The sequence below is a fragment of the Microvirga vignae genome, assembly GCF_001017175.1.
GTDB lineage: Bacteria > Pseudomonadota > Alphaproteobacteria > Rhizobiales > Beijerinckiaceae > Microvirga > Microvirga vignae.
In genome coordinates, this window is sequence record NZ_LCYG01000018.1 from 38,304 (window position 1) to 57,642 (window position 19,339).

Genomic DNA, 19,339 nt, shown 5'->3' on the forward strand with positions numbered 1-19,339 from the left:
CCTAACAAACCGTCGGCCCCCGCTTACCTGCTCCGTTGGCAGGAGTGAGCCAGGAGAAGTTTTGATGATTACCCTGACATTCCCCGATGGCGCCCAGCGCCAGTATGCCCCCGGCACCACCGGCCGCGAGATCGTGGAGGGCATTGCCAAGTCGCTCGCCAAGCGCACCGTCGCCATGGCTCTCGACGGCACGGTCACCGATCTCGCCGATCCGATCACGAAAGATGCCAAGATCGAGTTTCTCAACCGCGAGGACCCGCGCGCGCTGGAGCTGATCCGGCACGATTGTGCGCACGTGCTCGCGGAAGCGGTGCAGGAGCTTTTCCCGGGAACGCAGGTGACCATCGGTCCCGTGATCGAGAACGGCTTCTATTACGACTTCGCCCGCAACGAGCCCTTCACCCCGGAGGACTTTCCGGCGATCGAGGCGAAGATGCGCGAGATCATCGCGCGCGATAAGCCTTTCACGAAGGAGGTCTGGGACCGCGACAAGGCCAAGAAGGTCTTCGCCGAGAAGGGCGAGGCCTACAAGGTCGAGCTCGTCGATGCGATCCCGGAGGGTCAGGATCTCAAGATCTACTTCCAGGGCGACTGGTTCGATCTTTGCCGCGGTCCGCACATGACTTCCACGGGCAAGATCGGCAACGCCTTCAAGCTCATGAAGGTGGCGGGTGCCTATTGGCGCGGTGACTCGAACAACGCGATGCTCACCCGCATCTACGCGACCGCATGGGCCTCTCAGGAAGACCTCGACAACTACATCAGGCAGCTCGAGGAAGCCGAGAAGCGTGATCACCGTCGCTTGGGGCGCGAGATGGACCTGTTCCACTTCCAGGAGGAAGGGCCGGGCGTCGTCTTCTGGCACCCCAAGGGCTGGACAGTGTTCCAGGAGCTGATCTCCTACATGCGTCGCCGCCTGAAGGGCGACTACAAGGAGGTCAACGCGCCGCAGATCCTCGACAAGGCCCTGTGGGAGACCTCCGGCCACTGGGGCTGGTATCGCGAGAATATGTTCGCGACCCAGACCGAGGACGACCGCATCTTTGCGATCAAGCCGATGAATTGCCCGGGCCACGTGCAGATCTTCAAGCACGGCCTGAAGTCGTACCGCGACCTGCCGTTGCGCCTCGCCGAGTTCGGCAACGTGCATCGCTACGAGCCGTCGGGTGCGCTGCACGGCCTCATGCGCGTGCGCGGCTTCACGCAGGACGACGCGCATATCTTCTGCACGGAAGACCAACTCGCCGAAGAGTGCCTGAAAATCAACGACCTGATCCTCTCCACTTACGCCGATTTCGGCTTCGAGGAGATCGTCGTGAAGCTCTCGACCCGTCCAGAGAAGCGCGTCGGCACCGACGAGATGTGGGATCACGCCGAGGAGGTGATGACCCGCGTGCTCAAGCAGATCGAGGACCAGTCCGGCGGGCGCATCAAGACCGCGATCAACCCGGGCGAGGGCGCGTTCTACGGGCCCAAGTTCGAATACGTGCTGCGTGATGCCATCGGTCGCGACTGGCAGTGCGGCACCACGCAGGTGGACTTCAACCTGCCGGAGCGTTTCGGCGCGTTCTACGTCGACCACGACGGCCAGAAGAAGACGCCCGTCATGGTGCACCGCGCGATCTGCGGCTCCATGGAGCGCTTCACCGGCATCCTGATCGAGCACTTCGCCGGTCACTTCCCGCTCTGGCTCGCGCCGGTGCAGGCGGTTGTCGCCACCATCACCTCCGAGGGCGACGAATACGCCATGGAAGTGGTGAAGGCGGCTGAAGCGATGGGCCTGCGCGTCGAGGCTGATCTCCGCAACGAGAAGATCAACTACAAGGTCCGCGAGCATTCGATGGTGAAGGTGCCGGTGCTTCTCGTTGTGGGCAAGAAAGAGGCCGCCGAGCGCACGGTGTCGATCCGCCGTCTCGGCAGCCCCGACCAGAAGACCATGTCGCTCGACGAGGCATTGAGGGCGCTCGCGGTGGAGGCGATCACGCCGGACCGCAGGCGCGCTGCGCAGGCCGTGTCGGAGCCTGAAGCTAACGCCACGCTCGACGGCCATCACGTGGTTGCACGCACGGTCGCATAAAAGCCAATCACACGAAAGAAGGCGGCGCTTCTGATAAGGAGGCGCCGCCTTTTTATGTCCAGAGGTCAGGTCGACTGCCGCTGCCGTCCGCTCGTGCGCCCGCCGGGCGCCGTGCCGGCCGTCGTGCCCGCCGGGCCGCTGCCCGGATTGCCGCTTGCGGCGGCCGCATCGCCCGCTTCAGTGCCCGTCCTGTGACCGCCCTGCCTCTGGCCGACGCGCAGGTTGTTCTGCACATGCGTGACGCCCGATACGGACTCGGCGATGTCCTCGGCCCAGCGCTTCTCGTTGCGGTCGCGCACCGTGCCGGTGAGCGTCACCTCGCGGTTCTGCACTGCGACTTCGATCTCAGACGCGTCGACACGCACATCGTCGCTGAGCCGCTCGCTCACATCCTCACGAATGCGATCATCGGAGCGCTGATAGTTGCGCGGGCCGCGTCCGCGATGATCTTCGCGGCGCACCTCGCCACGGCTGGCCGTGGCATCATTGCCGAAGCGCGTGTTGCCGGGGCCCATGCCGTAATTGCTGTGATCGCGCCGCTCGTTCACCAAAGACCAGGTGCGCTCGCGATCCTGCATGAGACGATCATTCTCGCTGCTGTCGTCACCGGGACGCGCTCGCTCGCCGGTGACCGTCGAGACGCCGTAGTGCCTCGGCTGATAGCCGCGCCCGGCGGAGCCGCGTCCAGCGTAAGGGTCACCGTAGCTCTGATAGCCTTCGCCGCCGAAGCCGCCGCGCATCCGTGCGTCGCGCATACCTTCTTCGCCCGGATAGCCGAAACTGCCGAAGGCCGCGCGCACGTCATCCTCGTCGCGGAAGCGGAACTCGACGCCGCCACGCCTTTCATCGCGCTCTGCATATCTGCGGCCGCGTTCACGATAATCGTGCGGGCGATGGCACCAGTCGTCGTCCTCCCGGCTCAAGCGACGATCCAATTCCTGTCGCTCGTCACCCGTCAGAGGTGCCTGTCCGCCTCTTCGTGTCTGATCGGCGCGGGCGCTTGTCGGTGTCCCGCTGCGATCAGGCTCGGAGGGCATGGAAATGCGGTGCAGGGCGCGGCCGGCATCCTGCTCGTCGTCGGTCGCGAGATCTCCGAGCGCGACGATGCCGACGAGGTGCTTGTCGTGATCGACGACGGGCAGGCGCCGGATCTGGTGATCGCTCATCAGCTGCACGATGTGGCCCACATCGTCGTCGTCGAAGCACCACCAGACCTCCTCAGACATGACATCGCGCACTCGGGTGGTGTCGGGCGGAAGGCCGGCGGCGGTGGCGCGCGTGGTGATATCTCTATCCGTGATCATGCCGCGCAGGCGTCGTCCGTCACAGACGGGCAGCACGCCGACATTCATTTCATCCATCAGCCGCGCGGCCTCCTGAATGGTTCTGTCGGGCGAGACCACGCGCACGTTACGGGTCATGATGTCTGAAATTCTCATGAGCTTCATCCCTCTCAAAGCCGCGCCTTGAAAGGTTGAGGCATGCCCGGCGCGACCGATGACTAGCGTTCGGTCAATGCGGCGAGGGCGGAAAAGGTTCAGGGAGCGGCCCTGGCGAGCACTTCGATATCGCGATCGAGGCCGCTCTCGACCTTGAATTCCTTCGTGTAGACCTTGCCCTCGTGACGGGCGATCAGAACATATTCGCCTTCCGCCAGAGTAACGGAGGGGAAGGCGCCGATGGCTTCGCGGATCACGTCGCCGCCGGGGGTCAACACGCTGAAGGCCGTGCCGGCGAAAGCCTCGCCGCCCTCGGAAGCCACGAGCTTGAGCGTGACGGTCGCTGCGCGGTGGTTCAGGGTCGCTTCCGTGACCTTGCCGGATTCCACCTTCAGGTCGCTGCGCATGATGGCGTTGGCGTCTCCGTAGGTTGAAACCACGTGATAGGTGCCCTCGGGGAGGCGGATCACGTCGTTCGGCTTGGCATTAGCAATGACGAGCCGTCCTTCCGAGTTCTGGGCTTCCGGCACATAAACGGAGAAGGTCACACGGTTCTGGCCGATCGGGCTTTCGCCAACTGCGCCTTTCAGCCTGAGCGCTCCTGCGCTCACGACGAGGCGCTCGTTGAGGTTTCCGGATTGCACGGTGATGCGCTTGGAGGCGCTGGCAAAGCCATAGGCCACATGCACGATGTAGTTGCCCGGAGCCAATGTGAAGCTCGGCGTCGGGCTGCTGGACCGGGCGACGATGTTCGGCTGGGAGGTGTCGCCTCTATCCTCGAAGACTCGCCAGACGAGACCGGAGCGGATCGGCTCGTTGCTCTCGGCAAAGATTGCGCCCGCATTGACCACCACCTGTTTCAGAGCCAGCGGAGGCGGAGGGCTCTGCGACAGAGAGGGCACACCAAGAGGGGGCGGCGGGCCGAAGGGCTGGGGAGCCCCTCCGAGGGGCTGCGTGAGCGTCTGCGCCGAGGCGGCAGAGGCCGTCAGGCAAACCAGCAGGCTCAAGGCAGAGAGGCGTGGGTTCAGGAACGTCATCAGAAGAGAACAAATGTCCTGCTATCGCACAGGCGTGGCGACGGCGGTTTGGATCGGCTTGTCCTCTGTGTCCACGAGATCGGAAGCCGCCGCAACCAAATTCTCAAGGGACAGGGGCCGGAACTCGAACTCGACCTTGTGCTTGCCCGCCGGCACTTCCACCCCGCGGAACAGCAGGTTGGCGCGGAGCACCGGGCGGCGCTCGCCGTCGACGCTCGCCTCCCAGCCCGGATAATAGATGTCGTGCAGCACGAGAACGCCGTGTTCGGAGGCCTCAACTTCGAGAGTGACGGAGTTCCTCATGTAGCTGACGATCCGCACCTTGCTCTCGGACTTATCGGCAACAGGACGGACAGGAGCATAGTGAGCCTTGAGCAGGGGCATGCTCTCCTGGTCGATCAGCGCTTCCGTCTCACGGTTGAAGTCGGGTAGTTCCTCCTGACCAAGGACCATTTCCGAATCCACGGCTTGGACATGATGGGCCACATAGGCGCGCCGGCCGGCCGAGTTGAGTCGATAGATCCACATCTTGCCCGTGCCATAGACGACTTCGGCGTCGGTCAGGCGCGGGAAGTGGCGAGGCAGTTTCTGAACGGGCCGGTCGAGGACGAGGTAGTCGAGGCCGAGCAGGCCCGCGAGCTCGCATTCATAACCCCGGAACGAGGTCGGGAACTGGCGCAGGTTCGGATCCTCGGCATTCTCGCCTGGCCCGATGGCTCGCTCGTAATCGGCCAAGCGCAGGGGATTGTAGCCGATGATGTCCTCGATCTCGAGGACCATGGAGGCGTTCTGCCAGGAGCCTTTCAGCCCTAAAATCTCCACGCGGGGATACTCACCCTGCCTGTGGCGCTCCGCCAGCTCTCGCTTGAGGATCTGCAGGCCCTGCAATTGTTCGGGCGGCAATTGGGTGAAGACCGTATAGCGTCCTGCGGGCTCTGCATTGAGAGCCGAGGCGGCATGGCGGCTGATGAGCTCGGCACCGGTCAGAGCCACGAGTGCGAACGCAACGGCCTCGCGCCTGTAGGCCGAGCCGCCCAGCTTGATCACAAGTCCCATGACGAGAATGGCTGCCAAGAGGCCGCCACCAGCCTCGGTCAGGGTCGACGGAACTTGCCCGCCTTTGACGGCGAAGGCGAGAGCGCTCGCCAAGGCGGCAATAACGAGGGCCACCGCCAGGGCCGGCAGTGCGATGCGGAGCTGGCCGAGGGCCGCCTTGCTCCAGCTCGGCAGCCCCTCTGTCGCATAGCGATGGACAAGGTAACCGGACGAGAAGGCGAGCGCGATGTTGATCAGGAAAGTGGCGTCCGCCGGACGGCGGTAGAGGTTCACGCCCGGCATATGATCGAAGATCACTTCGAAACCGGGGGTGTAGCGACCAAGCGCATAGAGGATCGCCAGCAGGCCAACCACGAGGAAGAACCGGAATTCGCGTGCGAAAAGCCGTCCACCCGCGATGCCGTGCCAGAGAATGAAGAGGGCCGGGATCGTGCCGATGAAGAGGTAATTGGTGGCCCGGTCGGTCCAAGTGCCTTCGGACAGGCTATGCCAGTCAGGTCCCCAGTAATCGTAGGTCCAGCGCAGCGACCCGAAGATGTTCCCGAAGAGAATCGTCGCAAGACTCTCGGGAGGCAGGGAGCCCATGGCCGCCACGCCGAACCCGAAGGAGGGTCGGGTCGAGGTGGCAAGGAACTGCATGGTCAGGATGACCGGCACCGTCAGCAGCGCGCCGCCAATCAGAGCCATCGTCATCAGAAGGCCCAGACGCGAGCGCAGATAGGCGAAGGGCTTCTGAGCGGTCCAGAGGCGGTGCGCGGCCACGCCGATCAGGGTCAGAGCGCAGAGAAAGGCCACCTGATCGCGCCCGATCACCATCAGGGCGGCGCTGACGGCGAAAAGCACGCCATAGAGATAGGAGAGCCGGTCCAGGGCCTCTTCGAGCAGCCAGAAGGCGAGCGGAAAGAAGCCGTAGCTGAGGATCATGCCCGTGTGCTGCAGACGGGCGGTTGCCGAGCCGCCGAGCATGAACACGATCGCCGCCGCCACTGCTCCCGACCAATGCCAGCCGCGCCGGCGAAAGATCGGCAGGAAGGCCAGAGCACCGGGCAGGAAATGGGCAAAGACCACCAGGTCGAACAGCTCCATGGAAGGGTGAGGCTTGAGCCAGCCGAACAGGAGCATGGTGGGCGTGAACAGAAGCGATTGCGGATCGGCGGCGGAGGGGTGGCCGCCGAAATGGTAAGGGTTCCAGAGGGGCAGTTCGCCGTGGGCGAGGGCCGCGCCGAGATAGCGCAGGGTGGGGTAGAACTGGTTCTTGGAGTCCCAGGGGACCACGGAGCCGGTCAGGGGCCAGATGGCGGCTGCTAGCGCCCAGGCAATCAGGATGAGGCCAAGGGCCAGAAAGGTCTGGCGTCTGGACCATTCCAGGCTTGGGGTGGGATCATCGGATCCGAGCAAGGATGTCTGCATGTCTTTAACAAACGGCGCTGCGCAAATAGATCATTTCTCCCTCCAGCCAGCCGTCGGGCTCGCTGCAGGAAGGAGCCTGCTTGGCGGATCACCGCACTCCCCCTATACATCCGTTGCCGTTTGTTGACTGTGCAACGGCATTACGTCCTGGAACGCCCGTGTTTCTCAACAGCAGCAAGACGGCGAGACCAAGGCAAAACCCGAGCCCCCACCTGCACCCTTGCGGGAATTCACGAGCATTGTTCCACATTATCCGAGTTGGATGAAGACCCCATGAATGAAAGCCTTTCCCTCCTTATGAGCCGCCGCTCCGTGCCGCCGCGCTGGCTGGGGGAGCCGGGTCCGAGCGCTCAAGACGTCGAGACCATGCTCACTGTGGCGGCCCGGGTGCCGGACCATGGCAAGCTGGTGCCCTGGCGTTTCATCCTCATCGAAGGCGAAGCCCGGCAGCGGCTGGGGGAGGTTCTCGCCAAGGCCTTTCAGGCCGATAACCCCGACACCGATGCTACGATGATCGCTGCCGAGCGGGGGCGCTTCTCCCAAGCTCCGCTCGTGGTGGCGGTGGTCTCACGCGTCGTGCCGCATGTGAAGATCCCAGAATGGGAGCAGGTGCTCTCCGCCGGTGCCGTCTGCATGAACCTTCTGAATGTGGCCAATGTCCTGGGCTACGGCGCGTCCTGGCTGACAGGCTGGGCGGCGTTCGACCGCCGGGTGCTCGATGCCTTGGGCCTTGCCCCAAGCGAGCGTATCGCAGGGTATGTCCATATCGGCACGGCTACGGAAAACCCCACCGATCGCGACCGTCCGAACCTCACCGATATCGTCACGCGGTTTTAAGCGCATGTTCTACGAGACATCGAGTAACGCCCACGGCCTGCCGCACGATCCCTTCAAGGCCATCGTGACACCCCGTCCCATCGGCTGGATTACCACCATGAGCGCGAAGGGAGAGATCAATCTGTCTCCCTATTCCTTCTTCAACGCGATTGGTGAGCGCCCGCCGATGGTGGCGTTCTCGTCGGCAGGCAAGAAGGATGCGCTTACCTTCATCGCGGAGACGAAGGAGTTCGTCTGCAATCTCGCGACCTACGATCTGCGCGAGCAGATGAATGCCACCTCGGCCGTCTTGCCGCGCGGCGTGAACGAGATGGAGCATGCGGGCCTCAAAGCCGCTCCATCTCGGCTGGTGAAGCCGCCGCGTGTGGCGGATGCTCTCGCGGCGCTCGAATGCAAGTGGATGCAGACCGTGCCGCTCGTGCCGTTGGAGGGTGGCGAGCCGTCCTACTATCTCGTGATCGGGCAGGTGGTCGGCGTCTATATCGACGACCGCTACATCGTGAACGGCCTAGTGGACACGGCCGCCATGCGTCCCATCGCGCGCTCAGGGTATCGCGATTATTTCGTCGCGACGCCGGAGACGAAGTTCTCGATCACGCGACCGGGTGGTTAGGTCCGCCCGGCCCGCCTCAACAGCCTCTCGGCGCGCAGCAGATGCGGGCGGTCGAGCATCTCGCCATTGACGCCGACAACGCCTGCGCCCGGGTTGGCCTTGAAAGCCTCGATCACCGCTTTCGCGCGTTCAATCGCTTCAGGCGACGGCGTGAAGGCCTCGTTGATGACGGGCACTTGTGCCGGGTGGATCGCCATCTTCGCCACGAAACCGTCGCGGCGCGCGGCGTGACACTCCGTAGCGAGACCTTCCATGTCGCGGAAATTCGTGAACACGGTATCGATGGCGTCGACACCCGCTGCTGTTGCTCCAAGGAGTGTCAGCGAGCGGACGAGGCGGTAGGGATCGGTGTAGACACCGTTCTCGTCGCGATTGGCTTCCGCGCCGAGGTCTGCGGACAGATCCTCGCCGCCCCAGGTGAGGCCCATGAGGCGGTGGCTCGCACCCCCGAAGGTGCCGAGTGCGAAGACGCCCGATGCATTTTCCGTCGCGATGGCGAGAATGCGAGTTCCGCCATCCTCCAATCCGAATTCCGCTTCGCGCACGGCGAGCTTCGCGCCGAGATGCGCGACATCCGCGCCGCCGATGGTCTTGGGCAGAACAATGCCGTCAGGCGCGGCTTTCATGATGCCGTCGAGATCCGCATCGATCATGCCCGTGGTGAGGCCGTTCACGCGCACATAGAAGCGCGGGCGCCCGGACTTGGAGTGATGCTCGGCGACGAATTCCGAAGTGATGCGTCGCGCTTCTTCCTTGGCATTCAGATCGACGGAATCTTCCAGGTCGATGAGGAGTGCATCGGCTCCTGAAGTGAGGGCCTTTTCGAGCTTCTTCTGGCTGTCGCCGGGGACGAAAAGCAGAGAGCGCATCACGCATTCCTCTTGCGCATGAAAGCCTGACGGCGGCACTCGGCAACGAGCGTGCCATCCTGCTTGTAGGCGCGGTGGATGAACTCGACGATGCCCGCATTCGGGCGCGACTTCGATTCACGCTTGTCGGCGATTTCCGTCGTCACGTGGACGGTGTCGCCCTCGAAGAGCGGCGCGGGAAATTTCACGTCCGTCATGCCCAGATTGGCGATGGTGGTGCCGACCGTCGTGTCGTTGACGGAGATGCCGATCATGAGGCCCAGCGTGAACAGCGAGTTCATGAGCGGCTTGCCCCACTCGGTTTCGGTCGCGCAGAAATGCGCGTCGATGTGGAGCGGCTGCGGGTTCAGCGTCATGTTGGAGAACAGCATGTTGTCCATCTGCGTCACCGTCCTTGTCAGACGGTGCTTGATGGTGGTCCCCACCACGAAGTCCTCGAAATAGAGGCCGCCGCGCGGGTGTCTATTCTCATCGTTCATAACGCTGTCCTCCTTGTTACGGAAAGGGCATGTTGTTCACGCCTCTTCGAAATCAATAACCGAACTGCTCCCGCAGAATCCGCTCGTCCAGGCTGTGGCCGGGATCGTGCAGCATGACGAGGTCGACGCTTCTGTCCATGGAAACCTGCACGCGGGACACGTTGCGGAACTCCGTGTGGTCCGCCACCGCACTCACTGGGCGGTTTTCCGCCTCCAGCACTTCGACCTCGATCCTGGCGTGATCCGGCAGCAGCGCACCGCGCCAACGGCGGGGGCGAAAGGCGGAGATCGGCGTGAGCGCGAGAAGGGGTGAGTTCAGCGGCAGGATCGGGCCGCCCACGGAGAGATTATAAGCCGTCGACCCGGCTGGCGTGGCGACGAGAATGCCGTCCGCAATGAGTTCGGGAATGCGCACCTTGCTGTCGATGCTCACGCGAAGTTTGCCCGCCTGGTAGGTCTGGCGCAGCATGGAGACCTCATTGATGGCACGGGCCGTATGCGCCACGCCGTGGACGTCCCAGGTGACCATGAGGAGCGGGTGCACGACGCTGCGCTCCGCATTCTCCAGGCGTTCGAACAACTCGTCTTCCCGGAACTCGTTCATCAGGAAGCCGACCGTGCCCTTGTTCATGCCGTAGATGGGCTTCCCCGCGCCCATGGTGGCATGCAAGGTCTGCAGCATCAGGCCATCGCCGCCGAGCGCCACGATCACGTCTGCTTCCTCCGGGGGGACGTTCTCATAGCGGCTCATCAGGGCATGAAGCGCGCTCTGCGCATCAGGCGCGGCGCTGGCCACCAATGCAATCTTGTTGAAACGACGGGCCATGCCCAGATACCCTCGCTGCGCCTGAAAAAAGGCTACGAAGCACAGGCATAGCATGGATCGGCCACTTCTCGTCTATACGACCTTTCCCGATGTGGACACCGCCCTTTCGATTGGGGAAACCCTCGTTCGTGACGGCCTGATCGCCTGCATCAACGTGCTGCCGGGGATGCGCTCGGTCTATGCCTGGAAAGAGGCGGTCGAGCATGGGGAGGAAGCGGTCGGCATCCTCAAAACCCGAAAGGGCCTGCAGGACAAGGTCCATCAGGCCTTGAAGGACCGGCACCCTTACGAGACGCCGGTCATCTTTTTCATCGAGCCCTCGGGGGCGGATGCCGCCACCCTGGACTGGCTGATCGGAGAGACGTCGGGCGGCTGAGCCGTCGCCCGTTAAATCGATGGGCTCCACTGCACCGGCACGAACCGGAAGCCGCTGCCCTCCTTCGCGATATGGCCCGTGGCCGGGAAGGGGGCGTGATAGAACGCCACCTGCGCCCTCTCCGTGGCCGCCATGTCGAGCATGCGACGGCGAGTGGCACGGGCTTGGTCCGCATCCATATCGAAGATCGCCGACCAATCGGGATTGCGTACGAACAGGGCAGGGTGGTTCGTGACATCCGACATGATCATCAGCTTGGCCGAGCCGGAGGAGAGCATGTAGGCCGTGTGGCCGGGCGTATGGCCAGGGGCGGCGATGCTCGTGAGGCCTGGCACGACCTCCTTGTCCATTTCGTAGCGCTTCACGTCCTGAGCGATGGGGCCGAACACACGGCGCGCGCCCTGGAAAGCGCCCTGCATGGCCTCGGGCGCCTGGTTCATGCGGGCATCGTCCATCCAGAACGCCCATTCGGCGGCAGGGACCATCACCTCGGCATTCGGGAATACCGCCGTGCCGTCCTTCAGGCGAAGGCCATTGATGTGGTCGCCGTGGAAATGGCTGATGACAACCGTGTTCACCTGGGCGGGATCGAAGCCGGCGGCGCGTAAATTCGCCATCCAGCGCCCGGAAGTCGGTGCGCCCATGTCGCCGTTGCCGGTATCGATCAGGGTGATCTTGCCGCCGTGATTCAGGACGAGGGTGTTGAAGGTGATAGGGAAGGCATCCGTCGGCAGGAAGGCCTCCTGTAAGGCGGCTTGTACGTCTTTGAGCTCTGCGTTTTTGATGAAGCCTTCGACCGGGCGGCGGGCGAAGCCGTCGTTGATGGCCGTCACTTCAATGTCCCCGACCTTGTAGCGGTAGAAGCCGGGAGCCTGTTGGGATCGAGAGCCAGAAGAGGCGGTGCTCGGCATGGCTGGGCTGTTCTGGGCCAAGGCGGCGGATCCTCCAAGGGGAGCGGCGGCAAAAGCGGTGCCCGCAAGAGCGGTACGGCGTGTGATTGTCATCTGTTTCCTCTCCAACATCGATGCCAGGAGCCTAGAACGGCCCAGCTTCGAAGCAAGAGAATGACCCTTCACAACTCGGCGAGGAGCCTGCTGTTCCTCAGGATCGTTGAGACTTCAGATGGTGCAAGGCAATGCCGCTCGTGGTAGCGACGTTGAGGGAATCGAAGCCGCCACTCATGGGGATGGACACGGTGCGGGTCTGGGCAAGCAGATCAGGCGGCAGTCCCGGTCCCTCCGCTCCCAACAGCAATGCCGTTCGACGCGCAGGCTTCACCTGTGAGAGGATCTCTTGGCCCGCCGGAGAGAACGCCAGGATTTCGAAGGATGCACCCTGCAAGGCCCGCACCATCGCATTAGCGGAGGCCACCCGCGTGAAAGGCACGATGAGGGCTCCGCCCACCGACACGCGCACCGCTTTCCGATATAGCGGATCGCAGCTTTCCTGATCGAGCAGAATGCCCTGCGCGCCGAAGGCAGCGGCGTTGCGGAAGATGCCCCCGACGTTGTCGTGGTTCGCCAATCCCACCAGACCGACGATCAGCGCCTCTTGCGGGAGTGTTGCCAAGAAGTCTTCGACCGGGGGCAGCGGCGCCCGCCGGGCCATGGCCAAGATGCCGCGATGGATCGGAAAGCCCACAATGGCGTCCATCACCTGCCGGTTCGCCGTGTAGACGGGCACATTCGGCGGTAGGTTCTCGAGTGCATTGCTCAAGCTATCGATGCGGTTCTCGGCCAGCAGGAGGGATTCGATGTCAAAGCGCGACTGCTGGAGCAGGACACGCAGGACGACCTCACCCTCGACGATGAAACGATGCTGTCGTCCGACCAGATCCCGCTCGCGCACCGCGCGATAGGGCTCGATCCGAGGATCGTCAGGATCGGTAATGGCGATCGGCATCAGCTGTCCTTGTCTCCGACAGAAACGACGTGGTGCGCCTCTTCCTAGAGCCTCGAACCCAAGAGTGGAATGCACTTTTGCACTTGATCCGATGCTCCCTTCATAGAGCAGCGTATCGTCGGGGCGCGGAACAGGAGGTCCGCGTCAGCGAAAAACTGGGTCCACTTTTGAAGCACGATGCGCTCGGTTGGCGCTGCCGGCGGAACAACGACTTTGACTCCCGGTTAGCCTTCCAGCATTGGCGGGGCCTCTCGGTATGGTCCGCCGCAGGGAGATCGACAATGGAATGGGATATTGCAGACGGATGGGTGTGGGGCCTTGTTATCATCGGCGGACCGCTCCTGCTGGGGCTTTTCATGTATGTCTTCAGCGGTCGCCGCAACCGGCTGAACCGGGTCGAGCGGGAGACCTCAGAGAAGGGCACGCACGACAATTGGGGCAAGGAGCGGATTCACTAGGGCTCGTGCGGATCGTCTCGCGAGACTGCCTTGGCATGATGCTCGGTTGGACGAGAGGGGCTCGCACTTTGACCAAGCCGGTTGGCCACTCAGAGGGGGATGTGATAGGACGCATGCGCCTCATCATCTGCACCTCAGACATACTGTGCCAAGAACTGATGACAGGGTAACTTGTTGAAATAAAAGCAAATGCTAGGATTTTGCCGTGGCATAGAGTCCCCGGCCCGGTGCTGAGATTGCGTTGACAGGCGCAAAATGCCATAGACGGCCCACTTTTCGCCGTCCCGGCGCTCGTTTTTTGCCTCATCTCTTGGCTTGTATTCCTATGAATCAGACTGCGCCTACCGATATCCGGCAGCTTAGAGATGCTCGCATACGGCATGATGTGAGTTGCACGATCATCACCTTCAATGAAGCAGACCGGGTCCGGCGCTGCATCGAATCCGTTCACGGCATTGCGCGCGAGGTCATCGTGGTCGACTCGGGCAGCACGGACGGAACGCAGGACATCTGCCGATCCTTGGGCGCTCGCGTCATCCATAATCCGTGGCCGGGGTATGGTCCACAGAAGCGTTTTGCCGAGGATGCGGCCTCTCATGATTGGATCTTCAACCTCGACGCCGACGAGTGGTTGAGTGACAGGGTCCGTGCCGAGCTGATTTCAATTCTCAGCCAGCCGATCTCGTCGGATGTGCATGGCTTCCGCTTCCATATCAAAACGATCTATCCCGGTGCCGCCAAGCCACGCCTCTGGGCTGACGAGCACAACTATGTCCGCCTTTATAACAGGCGTGCCTGCCGCTTTCCGGACAGCCTGGTTCACGATGAGGTCAAGCTCGCGAGGTCCAACAGGGTACAGGTACGCCAGCCGATCTATCATGAGACGATCAGGTCGATCCCTCATCTCATCGAGAAGAACATTCGATACTTCAAGCTCCAGAAGAGAGAGATCCCGAAGAATCCTGCTTTGGTGCTCATCAGGCTTCCGTTCGAGTATATATTGACGCTGTTCAAGTATTATTTCATCAGGCGTCACTTCACAGGCGGTGTATATGGCTTTGCCTTGGCTTCCACGATCGCTTACCTGAGAACATATCGGTTGCTGATCCTCGGATTTGGTGGAAAAGGCGAAGGCAATCGTTGAAGCTGCCTGACGACACGGAAAACTGGATTGCTGAAGTATTTTCAATCTATCGAAACGCGCAATGCCCGTCGTATGGCGCGCGTCGTGCGTTGGGATCGTCCCATCCGCGGCACCCGTGATCGGATAGCTGCTTGGGTCAACATGCTCTTTGTTGATCACGGGGTATTTCGGCTTATCAATTCGAACCGACACCTTGTTACAGACAAGGTATGGCGCTCTGCGCAGCCTGCCCCGCATCAACTTGCGCGGTTGGCGAGGGCAGGGGTGCGAACCATCGTGAATCTGCGCGGACAGCGCGAGCATGGCTCTTGGCAGCTGCAAAGGGAGGCATGCGATAGGCATGGCATGGACCTTGTTGAGCTCACGATCCGCTCGAGAGCCGCGCCCTCGGTCGGAACGATTCGAGAAGCCAAGAAGGTGTTCGACGGCCTTCGATATCCGGCGCTCATTCACTGCAAGTCCGGTGCAGATCGCGCGGGATTTGCAGCAACCCTCTATCTCATCCTTCAGGAAGGGGCGTCCGTTGCCGATGCCCGAAAGCAGCTTTCCCTTCGTTATGGGCATATCCGATTTGGAAAGACCGGTATCCTCGACGCTTTCTTTGACCAGTATCAGAGTGAGGGCGAGGCCGTCGGCATGCCACTCCTTGAATGGGTCGAACAGAAATATTCTCCGGAAAAGCTAGAGCGTGATTTCCGTCCCTATGCTTTGGCGGATCTGTTGTTGGATAAGGTTCTGCGACGCGAATAGAACACAGGCCATATGGCAAGTGCAGTTATCTTGTGCGAGTTGAATTTTCTGATCTTTCACCGAGGAAGGAATGGTGCCGGTGGAGAGGATCGAACTCCCGACCTTCGGTTTACAAAACCGCTGCACTACCGCTGTGCTACACCGGCTCTCGCGTGGATGCTGAGGTAGCAGTACCCCGCATGGGATGCAAGTTCCATCGATACAGAAAAATTAAGTGCTCCAGCGCACCGAAACCATCCTCCCGTTGTGGAATTGTCAGGGAAACGATGGATACGGAGATGCTGCTGTGAGTGGCTTAAGTACTTCAAACAGAAACATAAAATTGCTCTTTGCGAGCAGGATTAAATTCGCTGTGTCCCTCGGGCTCGCGGCTGGCCTGATCGCCATGACGCTCTCGACCGAGGCTGCTCATGCAGCGCCAGCGGAGCGTCTTGCTGCAAAGACACTCAAGCAGAAGGCGACGGAAGTTGCTGCCAAGGATGTGGAGGAAACGGGCGCCATTCAGGCGAATGCGCCGGACACCTCGACCTGCGATCGGTCCCGCAAGCGGCTGTTTGTCGAGGGCGAGGGATGGATCGTTCGCAAGGTGACGACCTGCTACTGATTCTTCGCGCTGCTTCGGCTCAAAATGAAAAGCCCCGCCGTGAGCGGGGCTTTCCGTTTTTCAGCTCATGCGAGGCGCTTAGCGCGATCCCTCGTAGGTCATGATGTCGCGATCCTTCGTCTCCGGCACCAGCAGGAGGCCGACCACGAAGGTCACGAGAGCGATCACGATCGGATACCAGAGGCCGTAGTAGATGTCGCCGGTAGCCGCCACCATCGCGAAGGCGGTGGGAGGCAGCAGGCCGCCGAACCAGCCGTTGGCGATGTGGTAGGGCAGCGACATCGCGGTGTAGCGAATGCGGGTCGGGAAGAACTCGACCAGAGCCGCCGCGATCGGACCATACACCATCGTGACGTAGATCACGAAGAGGGTCAGGATGCCGATGGCCTTGAGAGCCTGGGCATTGCCGAGAGCCGAGAAGAAGCCGTTGACCTTCAGGATGCTCGGGTCGCCTGCCTTCGGATAGCCAGCTTCCACAGCGGCATTGGTGAAGCCCGTGATGTTGGCCGGAACGGCCGGAGCAAGCGGGGCTTCCTTGCCGTTGAAGGTCACCTTCGTGGGGGTGCCAGCCGCAGCCGGAGCCAGCTCGTACTTGATCGCGGCGCGGGCCAGGGCCACGCGGGCGACGTCGCACGGGGCGGTGAAGGTGCGGATGCCGACGGGGTCGAACACCGAGCCGCAGGTGGCAGGATCGGCCACGACCTGGACCTTCGCTGTCTCGAGGGCCTGCGTCAGGTTCGGGCTGACGACGTTGGTGAGAGCGCCGAAGAGCGGGAAGTAGGTAATCGCCGCAATCAGGCAGCCGCCGAGAATCACCGGCTTGCGGCCGATCTTGTCCGACAGCGCACCGAAGATGACGAAGCCCGCCGTACCGAAAATCAGCGACCAGGCGATCAGGACGTTCGAGGTGAGCAGGTCGACCTTAAGAATGCTCTGGATGAAGAACAGGGCGTAGAACTGGCCCGTGTACCACACCACGGCCTGGCCGATGGCGAGGCCGATGAGGGCGATGAGCACCATCTTCACGTTGCGCCACTGGCCGAACGCCTCTTTCAGAGGAGCCTTCGACTGGGTGCCTTCCTCCTTCATTTTCTTGAAGGCCGGCGATTCCTGCATCTGCAGACGAATCCAGACCGAGATGGCCAGCAGCAGCACGGAGAGGAGGAACGGAATGCGCCAGCCTGCAATGGCATAGCCTTCACCGGTCTGGAAGCCTGCCTCGCCCATCGACATGCGAAGCACGAGAATGACCGCGAGAGACAGCAGCAGGCCGACGGTCGCCGTCGTCTGAATGAAGCTGGTGTAGAAGCCGCGGCGTCCGACGGGAGCATGCTCCGCCACGTACACGGCAGCGCCGCCGTATTCGCCGCCGAGAGCCAGGCCCTGGAGCATGCGCAGCGCGATCAGGACGACCGGAGCAACCCAGCCGATCTGGTTGTAGCTGGGCAGCAGGCCGACCATGAAGGTCGAGAAGCCCATGATCAGGATGGTGACGAGGAAGGTGTACTTGCGGCCGACGAGGTCGCCGATTCGACCGAAAACCAGGGCGCCGAACGGGCGCACCAGGAAGCCAGCCGCGAAGGCGAGGAGAGCAAAGACGTTACGGGTCGTCACGTCGAATGCGGAGAAGAACTGCGCGCCGATGATCGTGGCGAGAGATCCGTAGAGATAGAAATCGTACCATTCGAAGACGGTACCGAGAGAGGAGGCCAGAATGACCTTCTTCTCTTCCCGCGTCATCGGCCGCGGTGCGGCGGCCGAACGCGCTGTTGTGGCTGCTGTTGCCATAGCGTTCCCTTCCATATTGATAAGCCCGGTGGTCCGGGTCTTCAGGCATCAAGCTGAGCGTCGCCCGCTTGAGCCGAGGCATCGTGGCCACGGGGGCGGCCAAGAATCCCATGGAAGGTGAGGCTAACGCTGCAGGTACTCTCCACAATTGCCAATTCGTATTTGCGACTTCCGTCTAAGAGCGCTTGAGGCAAAGGAAAAACTCTTTTCCGTCAATCGCTTATGCAGGCAGAATTGACTAGGCGCCTGGCTTGGCGACGGCTTTGGTCACAGCAAAAAGCGAGATCGCTGCCGCATTGGAGACGTTGAGGCTCTTGATCTCGCCGGGCATGTCGAGCCGGCCGATCACGTCGCAGCACTCACGGGTCCGCTGCCGCAATCCTTTGCCTTCCGAGCCGAGCACCAGGACGAGAGGCAGTCTCAGCTGCAGCTCATCGATATTCGCTTCGCCCTCCGAATCGAGGCCGATGCGCTGAAAGCCGCGCTCTCCCAGGGCGGTGAGTGTATCGCCCAGGTTCTTCACGATCATGAAGGGAACGTGCTCCAGACCGCCGGAGGCGGACTTCGCCAGCACGCCCGTCGCCGCCGGGCTGTGGCGGGCGGTGGTGATGATCGCCTCCACGTCGAAAGCCGCTGCCGTGCGCACGATGGCGCCTACATTGTGTGGATCGGTGATCTGATCGAGGGCCAGAACCACGCGCTTTCCGCTCAAGGTATCAACAGACGGCGAGGGCAGGGGATCGGCTTCAACGTAAAGTCCCTGATGGACGGCGTCGGGCTCCAGGAGACGGTTGATATCGTCCGGTCGCACCATCTCGGGCTCCAGGGGGAGTGGTACGTTCTCCTCCTGGAGGCGGCGCAGGGAGTTCTCCGTGGCGAGCAGGCGGCGAATCGTCCGCTTCCCATTGCGAAGCGCCTCCACCACCGGATGCCAGCCATAGAGAATCGTGGTGTCGATCTCGTGCGGCGGGCGCCAGGCCTGGGGATCGCGGCGGCCCTGTCTCTTGCCCTGCGGGCGCTGGAAACGGGGCTTTCGGGAATGGAAGGGGCGCTCGCTCATGATGCTCTGGTCTCGTGTGATGAAGGCCTGCCATAGCACAGGGGGCGCGCATTCACGATCTATCTTAGAAACATTGCGCTTTGCTGTTGACACCGGGCATGAGGGTCACCATAAGAGCGCCACCGAGCGGCCGCACCACGGTGGGACGCCTCGGGTGAAGACCTCGGCGCACTGCGTCTTGGTTGGCAAGGGGGAATGTCCCGAGCGGCAAAGGGGGCGGACTGTAAATCCGCTGGCTATGCCTTCGTAGGTTCGAGTCCTACTTCCCCCACCATCCAACCAGCAGGGCATGCGGGTGTAGCTCAATGGTAGAGCAGCAGCCTTCCAAGCTGAATACGAGGGTTCGATTCCCTTCACCCGCTCCAGCTCTTCCTCTCAATTCCATTCCTGTACGATTATGCCTCTTTTCAGCCTAAGCTTCGCTTTTGCCGGCGGATGGGCTCGCCAAAAAACCTCGATGGCGGGGCTTTGGGACGGCTTCTTCGATAATTACCTTCTGCAAGACTGAAATTGGCACTTGCGCATTTGGCGTAACCGCAATATCGGGACGCCTCGGGTTTTTTGTTCCTGGCCTATGTAAGGTAGAGATCAATGGCGAAGGAAAAGTTTGAGCG

The 19,339-nt window shown here is 62.1% G+C and carries 18 protein-coding genes and 3 tRNA genes; 10 read left to right on the forward strand and 11 right to left on the reverse strand.

Features of this window, described 5'->3' with window-relative positions; translation table 11 throughout:
* Window positions 1-64 precede the first annotated feature (64 nt).
* The gene (gene thrS / locus AA309_RS07545; RefSeq protein WP_047188403.1) at window positions 65-2,077 is read left to right on the forward strand and encodes a threonine--tRNA ligase; all 2,013 of its coding nucleotides are present in this window, start codon (window positions 65-67) and stop codon (window positions 2,075-2,077) included.
* Window positions 2,078-2,142: 65 nt separating this feature from the next.
* On the opposite strand, the gene AA309_RS36330 is transcribed toward thrS, so the two are convergent.
* The 3 genes from AA309_RS36330 to AA309_RS07565 form a co-directional block, all read right to left on the reverse strand.
* The gene (locus tag AA309_RS36330; RefSeq protein ID WP_244470291.1) at window positions 2,143-3,516 is read right to left on the reverse strand and encodes a CBS domain-containing protein; all 1,374 of its coding nucleotides are present in this window, start codon (window positions 3,514-3,516) and stop codon (window positions 2,143-2,145) included.
* 98 nt (window positions 3,517-3,614) lie between these two features.
* Window positions 3,615-4,553 carry a hypothetical protein gene (locus tag AA309_RS07560; protein WP_052954532.1) on the reverse strand — a complete coding sequence of 313 codons (939 nt, stop codon included), beginning with the start codon at window positions 4,551-4,553 and terminating at the stop codon, window positions 3,615-3,617.
* Between the two features lie 21 nt (window positions 4,554-4,574).
* The gene (locus AA309_RS07565; protein ID WP_047188404.1) at window positions 4,575-7,019 is read right to left on the reverse strand and encodes a YfhO family protein; all 2,445 of its coding nucleotides are present in this window, start codon (window positions 7,017-7,019) and stop codon (window positions 4,575-4,577) included.
* Window positions 7,020-7,292: 273 nt separating this feature from the next.
* Here AA309_RS07565 and AA309_RS07570 point away from each other — a divergent pair, with 273 nt between their 5' ends.
* Window positions 7,293-7,856, forward strand: a complete 564-nt coding sequence (locus AA309_RS07570; RefSeq protein WP_047188405.1) for a nitroreductase family protein — start codon at window positions 7,293-7,295, stop codon at window positions 7,854-7,856.
* A 4-nt stretch (window positions 7,857-7,860) separates the two neighbouring features.
* A complete protein-coding gene (locus AA309_RS07575) occupies window positions 7,861-8,469 on the forward strand; it encodes a flavin reductase family protein (RefSeq protein WP_047188406.1) in 609 nt (202 codons plus the stop codon).
* Here the strand turns inward: AA309_RS07575 and AA309_RS07580 are convergent.
* Genes AA309_RS07580 through AA309_RS07590 form a run of 3 tightly spaced genes read right to left on the reverse strand, consistent with a single transcriptional unit; the run spans window position 8,466 to window position 10,643 of the window.
* Window positions 8,466-9,338 carry an HpcH/HpaI aldolase/citrate lyase family protein gene (locus AA309_RS07580; protein WP_047188407.1) on the reverse strand — a complete coding sequence of 291 codons (873 nt, stop codon included), beginning with the start codon at window positions 9,336-9,338 and terminating at the stop codon, window positions 8,466-8,468. The two genes, AA309_RS07575 and AA309_RS07580, sit on opposite strands and share 4 nt — an antisense overlap.
* On the reverse strand, window positions 9,338-9,817 hold the full coding sequence (locus AA309_RS07585; RefSeq protein WP_047188408.1) for a MaoC family dehydratase: 480 nt from the start codon (window positions 9,815-9,817) through the stop codon (window positions 9,338-9,340). The genes AA309_RS07580 and AA309_RS07585 overlap by 1 nt, the downstream gene beginning before the upstream one ends.
* Window positions 9,818-9,869: 52 nt before the next feature.
* Window positions 9,870-10,643 carry an NAD kinase gene (locus tag AA309_RS07590; RefSeq protein WP_047188419.1) on the reverse strand — a complete coding sequence of 258 codons (774 nt, stop codon included), beginning with the start codon at window positions 10,641-10,643 and terminating at the stop codon, window positions 9,870-9,872.
* A gap of 52 nt (window positions 10,644-10,695) precedes the next feature.
* On the opposite strand from AA309_RS07590, the gene cutA reads away from it, so the two are divergent.
* Window positions 10,696-11,019 carry a divalent-cation tolerance protein CutA gene (cutA, locus tag AA309_RS07595; protein ID WP_047188409.1) on the forward strand — a complete coding sequence of 108 codons (324 nt, stop codon included), beginning with the start codon at window positions 10,696-10,698 and terminating at the stop codon, window positions 11,017-11,019.
* An 11-nt stretch (window positions 11,020-11,030) separates the two neighbouring features.
* Here the strand turns inward: cutA and AA309_RS07600 are convergent, their stop codons facing one another.
* Both AA309_RS07600 and AA309_RS07605 read right to left on the reverse strand, forming a co-directional pair.
* On the reverse strand, window positions 11,031-12,023 hold the full coding sequence (locus AA309_RS07600) for an MBL fold metallo-hydrolase (RefSeq protein ID WP_047188410.1): 993 nt from the start codon (window positions 12,021-12,023) through the stop codon (window positions 11,031-11,033).
* 97 nt (window positions 12,024-12,120) lie between these two features.
* Entirely contained in the window at window positions 12,121-12,921 is an 801-nt protein-coding gene (locus AA309_RS07605) for a TrmH family RNA methyltransferase (protein WP_200901959.1), read from the reverse strand.
* A gap of 281 nt (window positions 12,922-13,202) precedes the next feature.
* On the opposite strand from AA309_RS07605, the gene AA309_RS35095 reads away from it, so the two are divergent.
* The 3 genes from AA309_RS35095 (at window position 13,203) to AA309_RS07615 (ending at window position 15,273) form a co-directional block, all read left to right on the forward strand.
* Window positions 13,203-13,379, forward strand: a complete 177-nt coding sequence (locus AA309_RS35095) for a hypothetical protein (RefSeq protein WP_160310415.1) — start codon at window positions 13,203-13,205, stop codon at window positions 13,377-13,379.
* Between the two features lie 385 nt (window positions 13,380-13,764).
* Window positions 13,765-14,523 carry a glycosyltransferase family 2 protein gene (locus tag AA309_RS07610; protein ID WP_052954533.1) on the forward strand — a complete coding sequence of 253 codons (759 nt, stop codon included), beginning with the start codon at window positions 13,765-13,767 and terminating at the stop codon, window positions 14,521-14,523.
* A gap of 27 nt (window positions 14,524-14,550) precedes the next feature.
* The gene (locus tag AA309_RS07615) at window positions 14,551-15,273 is read left to right on the forward strand and encodes a protein tyrosine phosphatase family protein (protein WP_425286855.1); all 723 of its coding nucleotides are present in this window, start codon (window positions 14,551-14,553) and stop codon (window positions 15,271-15,273) included.
* Between the two features lie 71 nt (window positions 15,274-15,344).
* On the opposite strand, the gene AA309_RS07620 is transcribed toward AA309_RS07615, so the two are convergent.
* Window positions 15,345-15,419: transfer RNA gene (locus AA309_RS07620), tRNA-Thr, on the reverse strand.
* 206 nt (window positions 15,420-15,625) lie between these two features.
* Here AA309_RS07620 and AA309_RS07625 point away from each other — a divergent pair.
* Window positions 15,626-15,877 (forward strand): hypothetical protein, encoded by a 252-nt coding sequence (locus AA309_RS07625; protein WP_052954534.1) that lies wholly within the window; start codon window positions 15,626-15,628, stop codon window positions 15,875-15,877.
* Window positions 15,878-15,955: 78 nt separating this feature from the next.
* On the opposite strand, the gene AA309_RS07630 is transcribed toward AA309_RS07625, so the two are convergent.
* Complete coding sequence (locus tag AA309_RS07630) at window positions 15,956-17,665, reverse strand: MFS transporter (protein ID WP_047188412.1); 1,710 nt, start codon at window positions 17,663-17,665, stop codon at window positions 15,956-15,958.
* 238 nt (window positions 17,666-17,903) lie between these two features.
* A complete protein-coding gene (locus tag AA309_RS07635) occupies window positions 17,904-18,725 on the reverse strand; it encodes a TrmH family RNA methyltransferase (protein WP_047188413.1) in 822 nt (273 codons plus the stop codon).
* Window positions 18,726-18,914: 189 nt separating this feature from the next.
* Here AA309_RS07635 and AA309_RS07640 point away from each other — a divergent pair.
* Together AA309_RS07640 and AA309_RS07645 are read left to right on the forward strand one after the other, a co-directional pair.
* Window positions 18,915-18,999, forward strand: a tRNA-Tyr gene (locus tag AA309_RS07640).
* Window positions 19,000-19,016: 17 nt separating this feature from the next.
* Window positions 19,017-19,090: transfer RNA gene (locus tag AA309_RS07645), tRNA-Gly, on the forward strand.
* The last annotated feature ends 249 nt before the right edge of the window (window positions 19,091-19,339 follow it).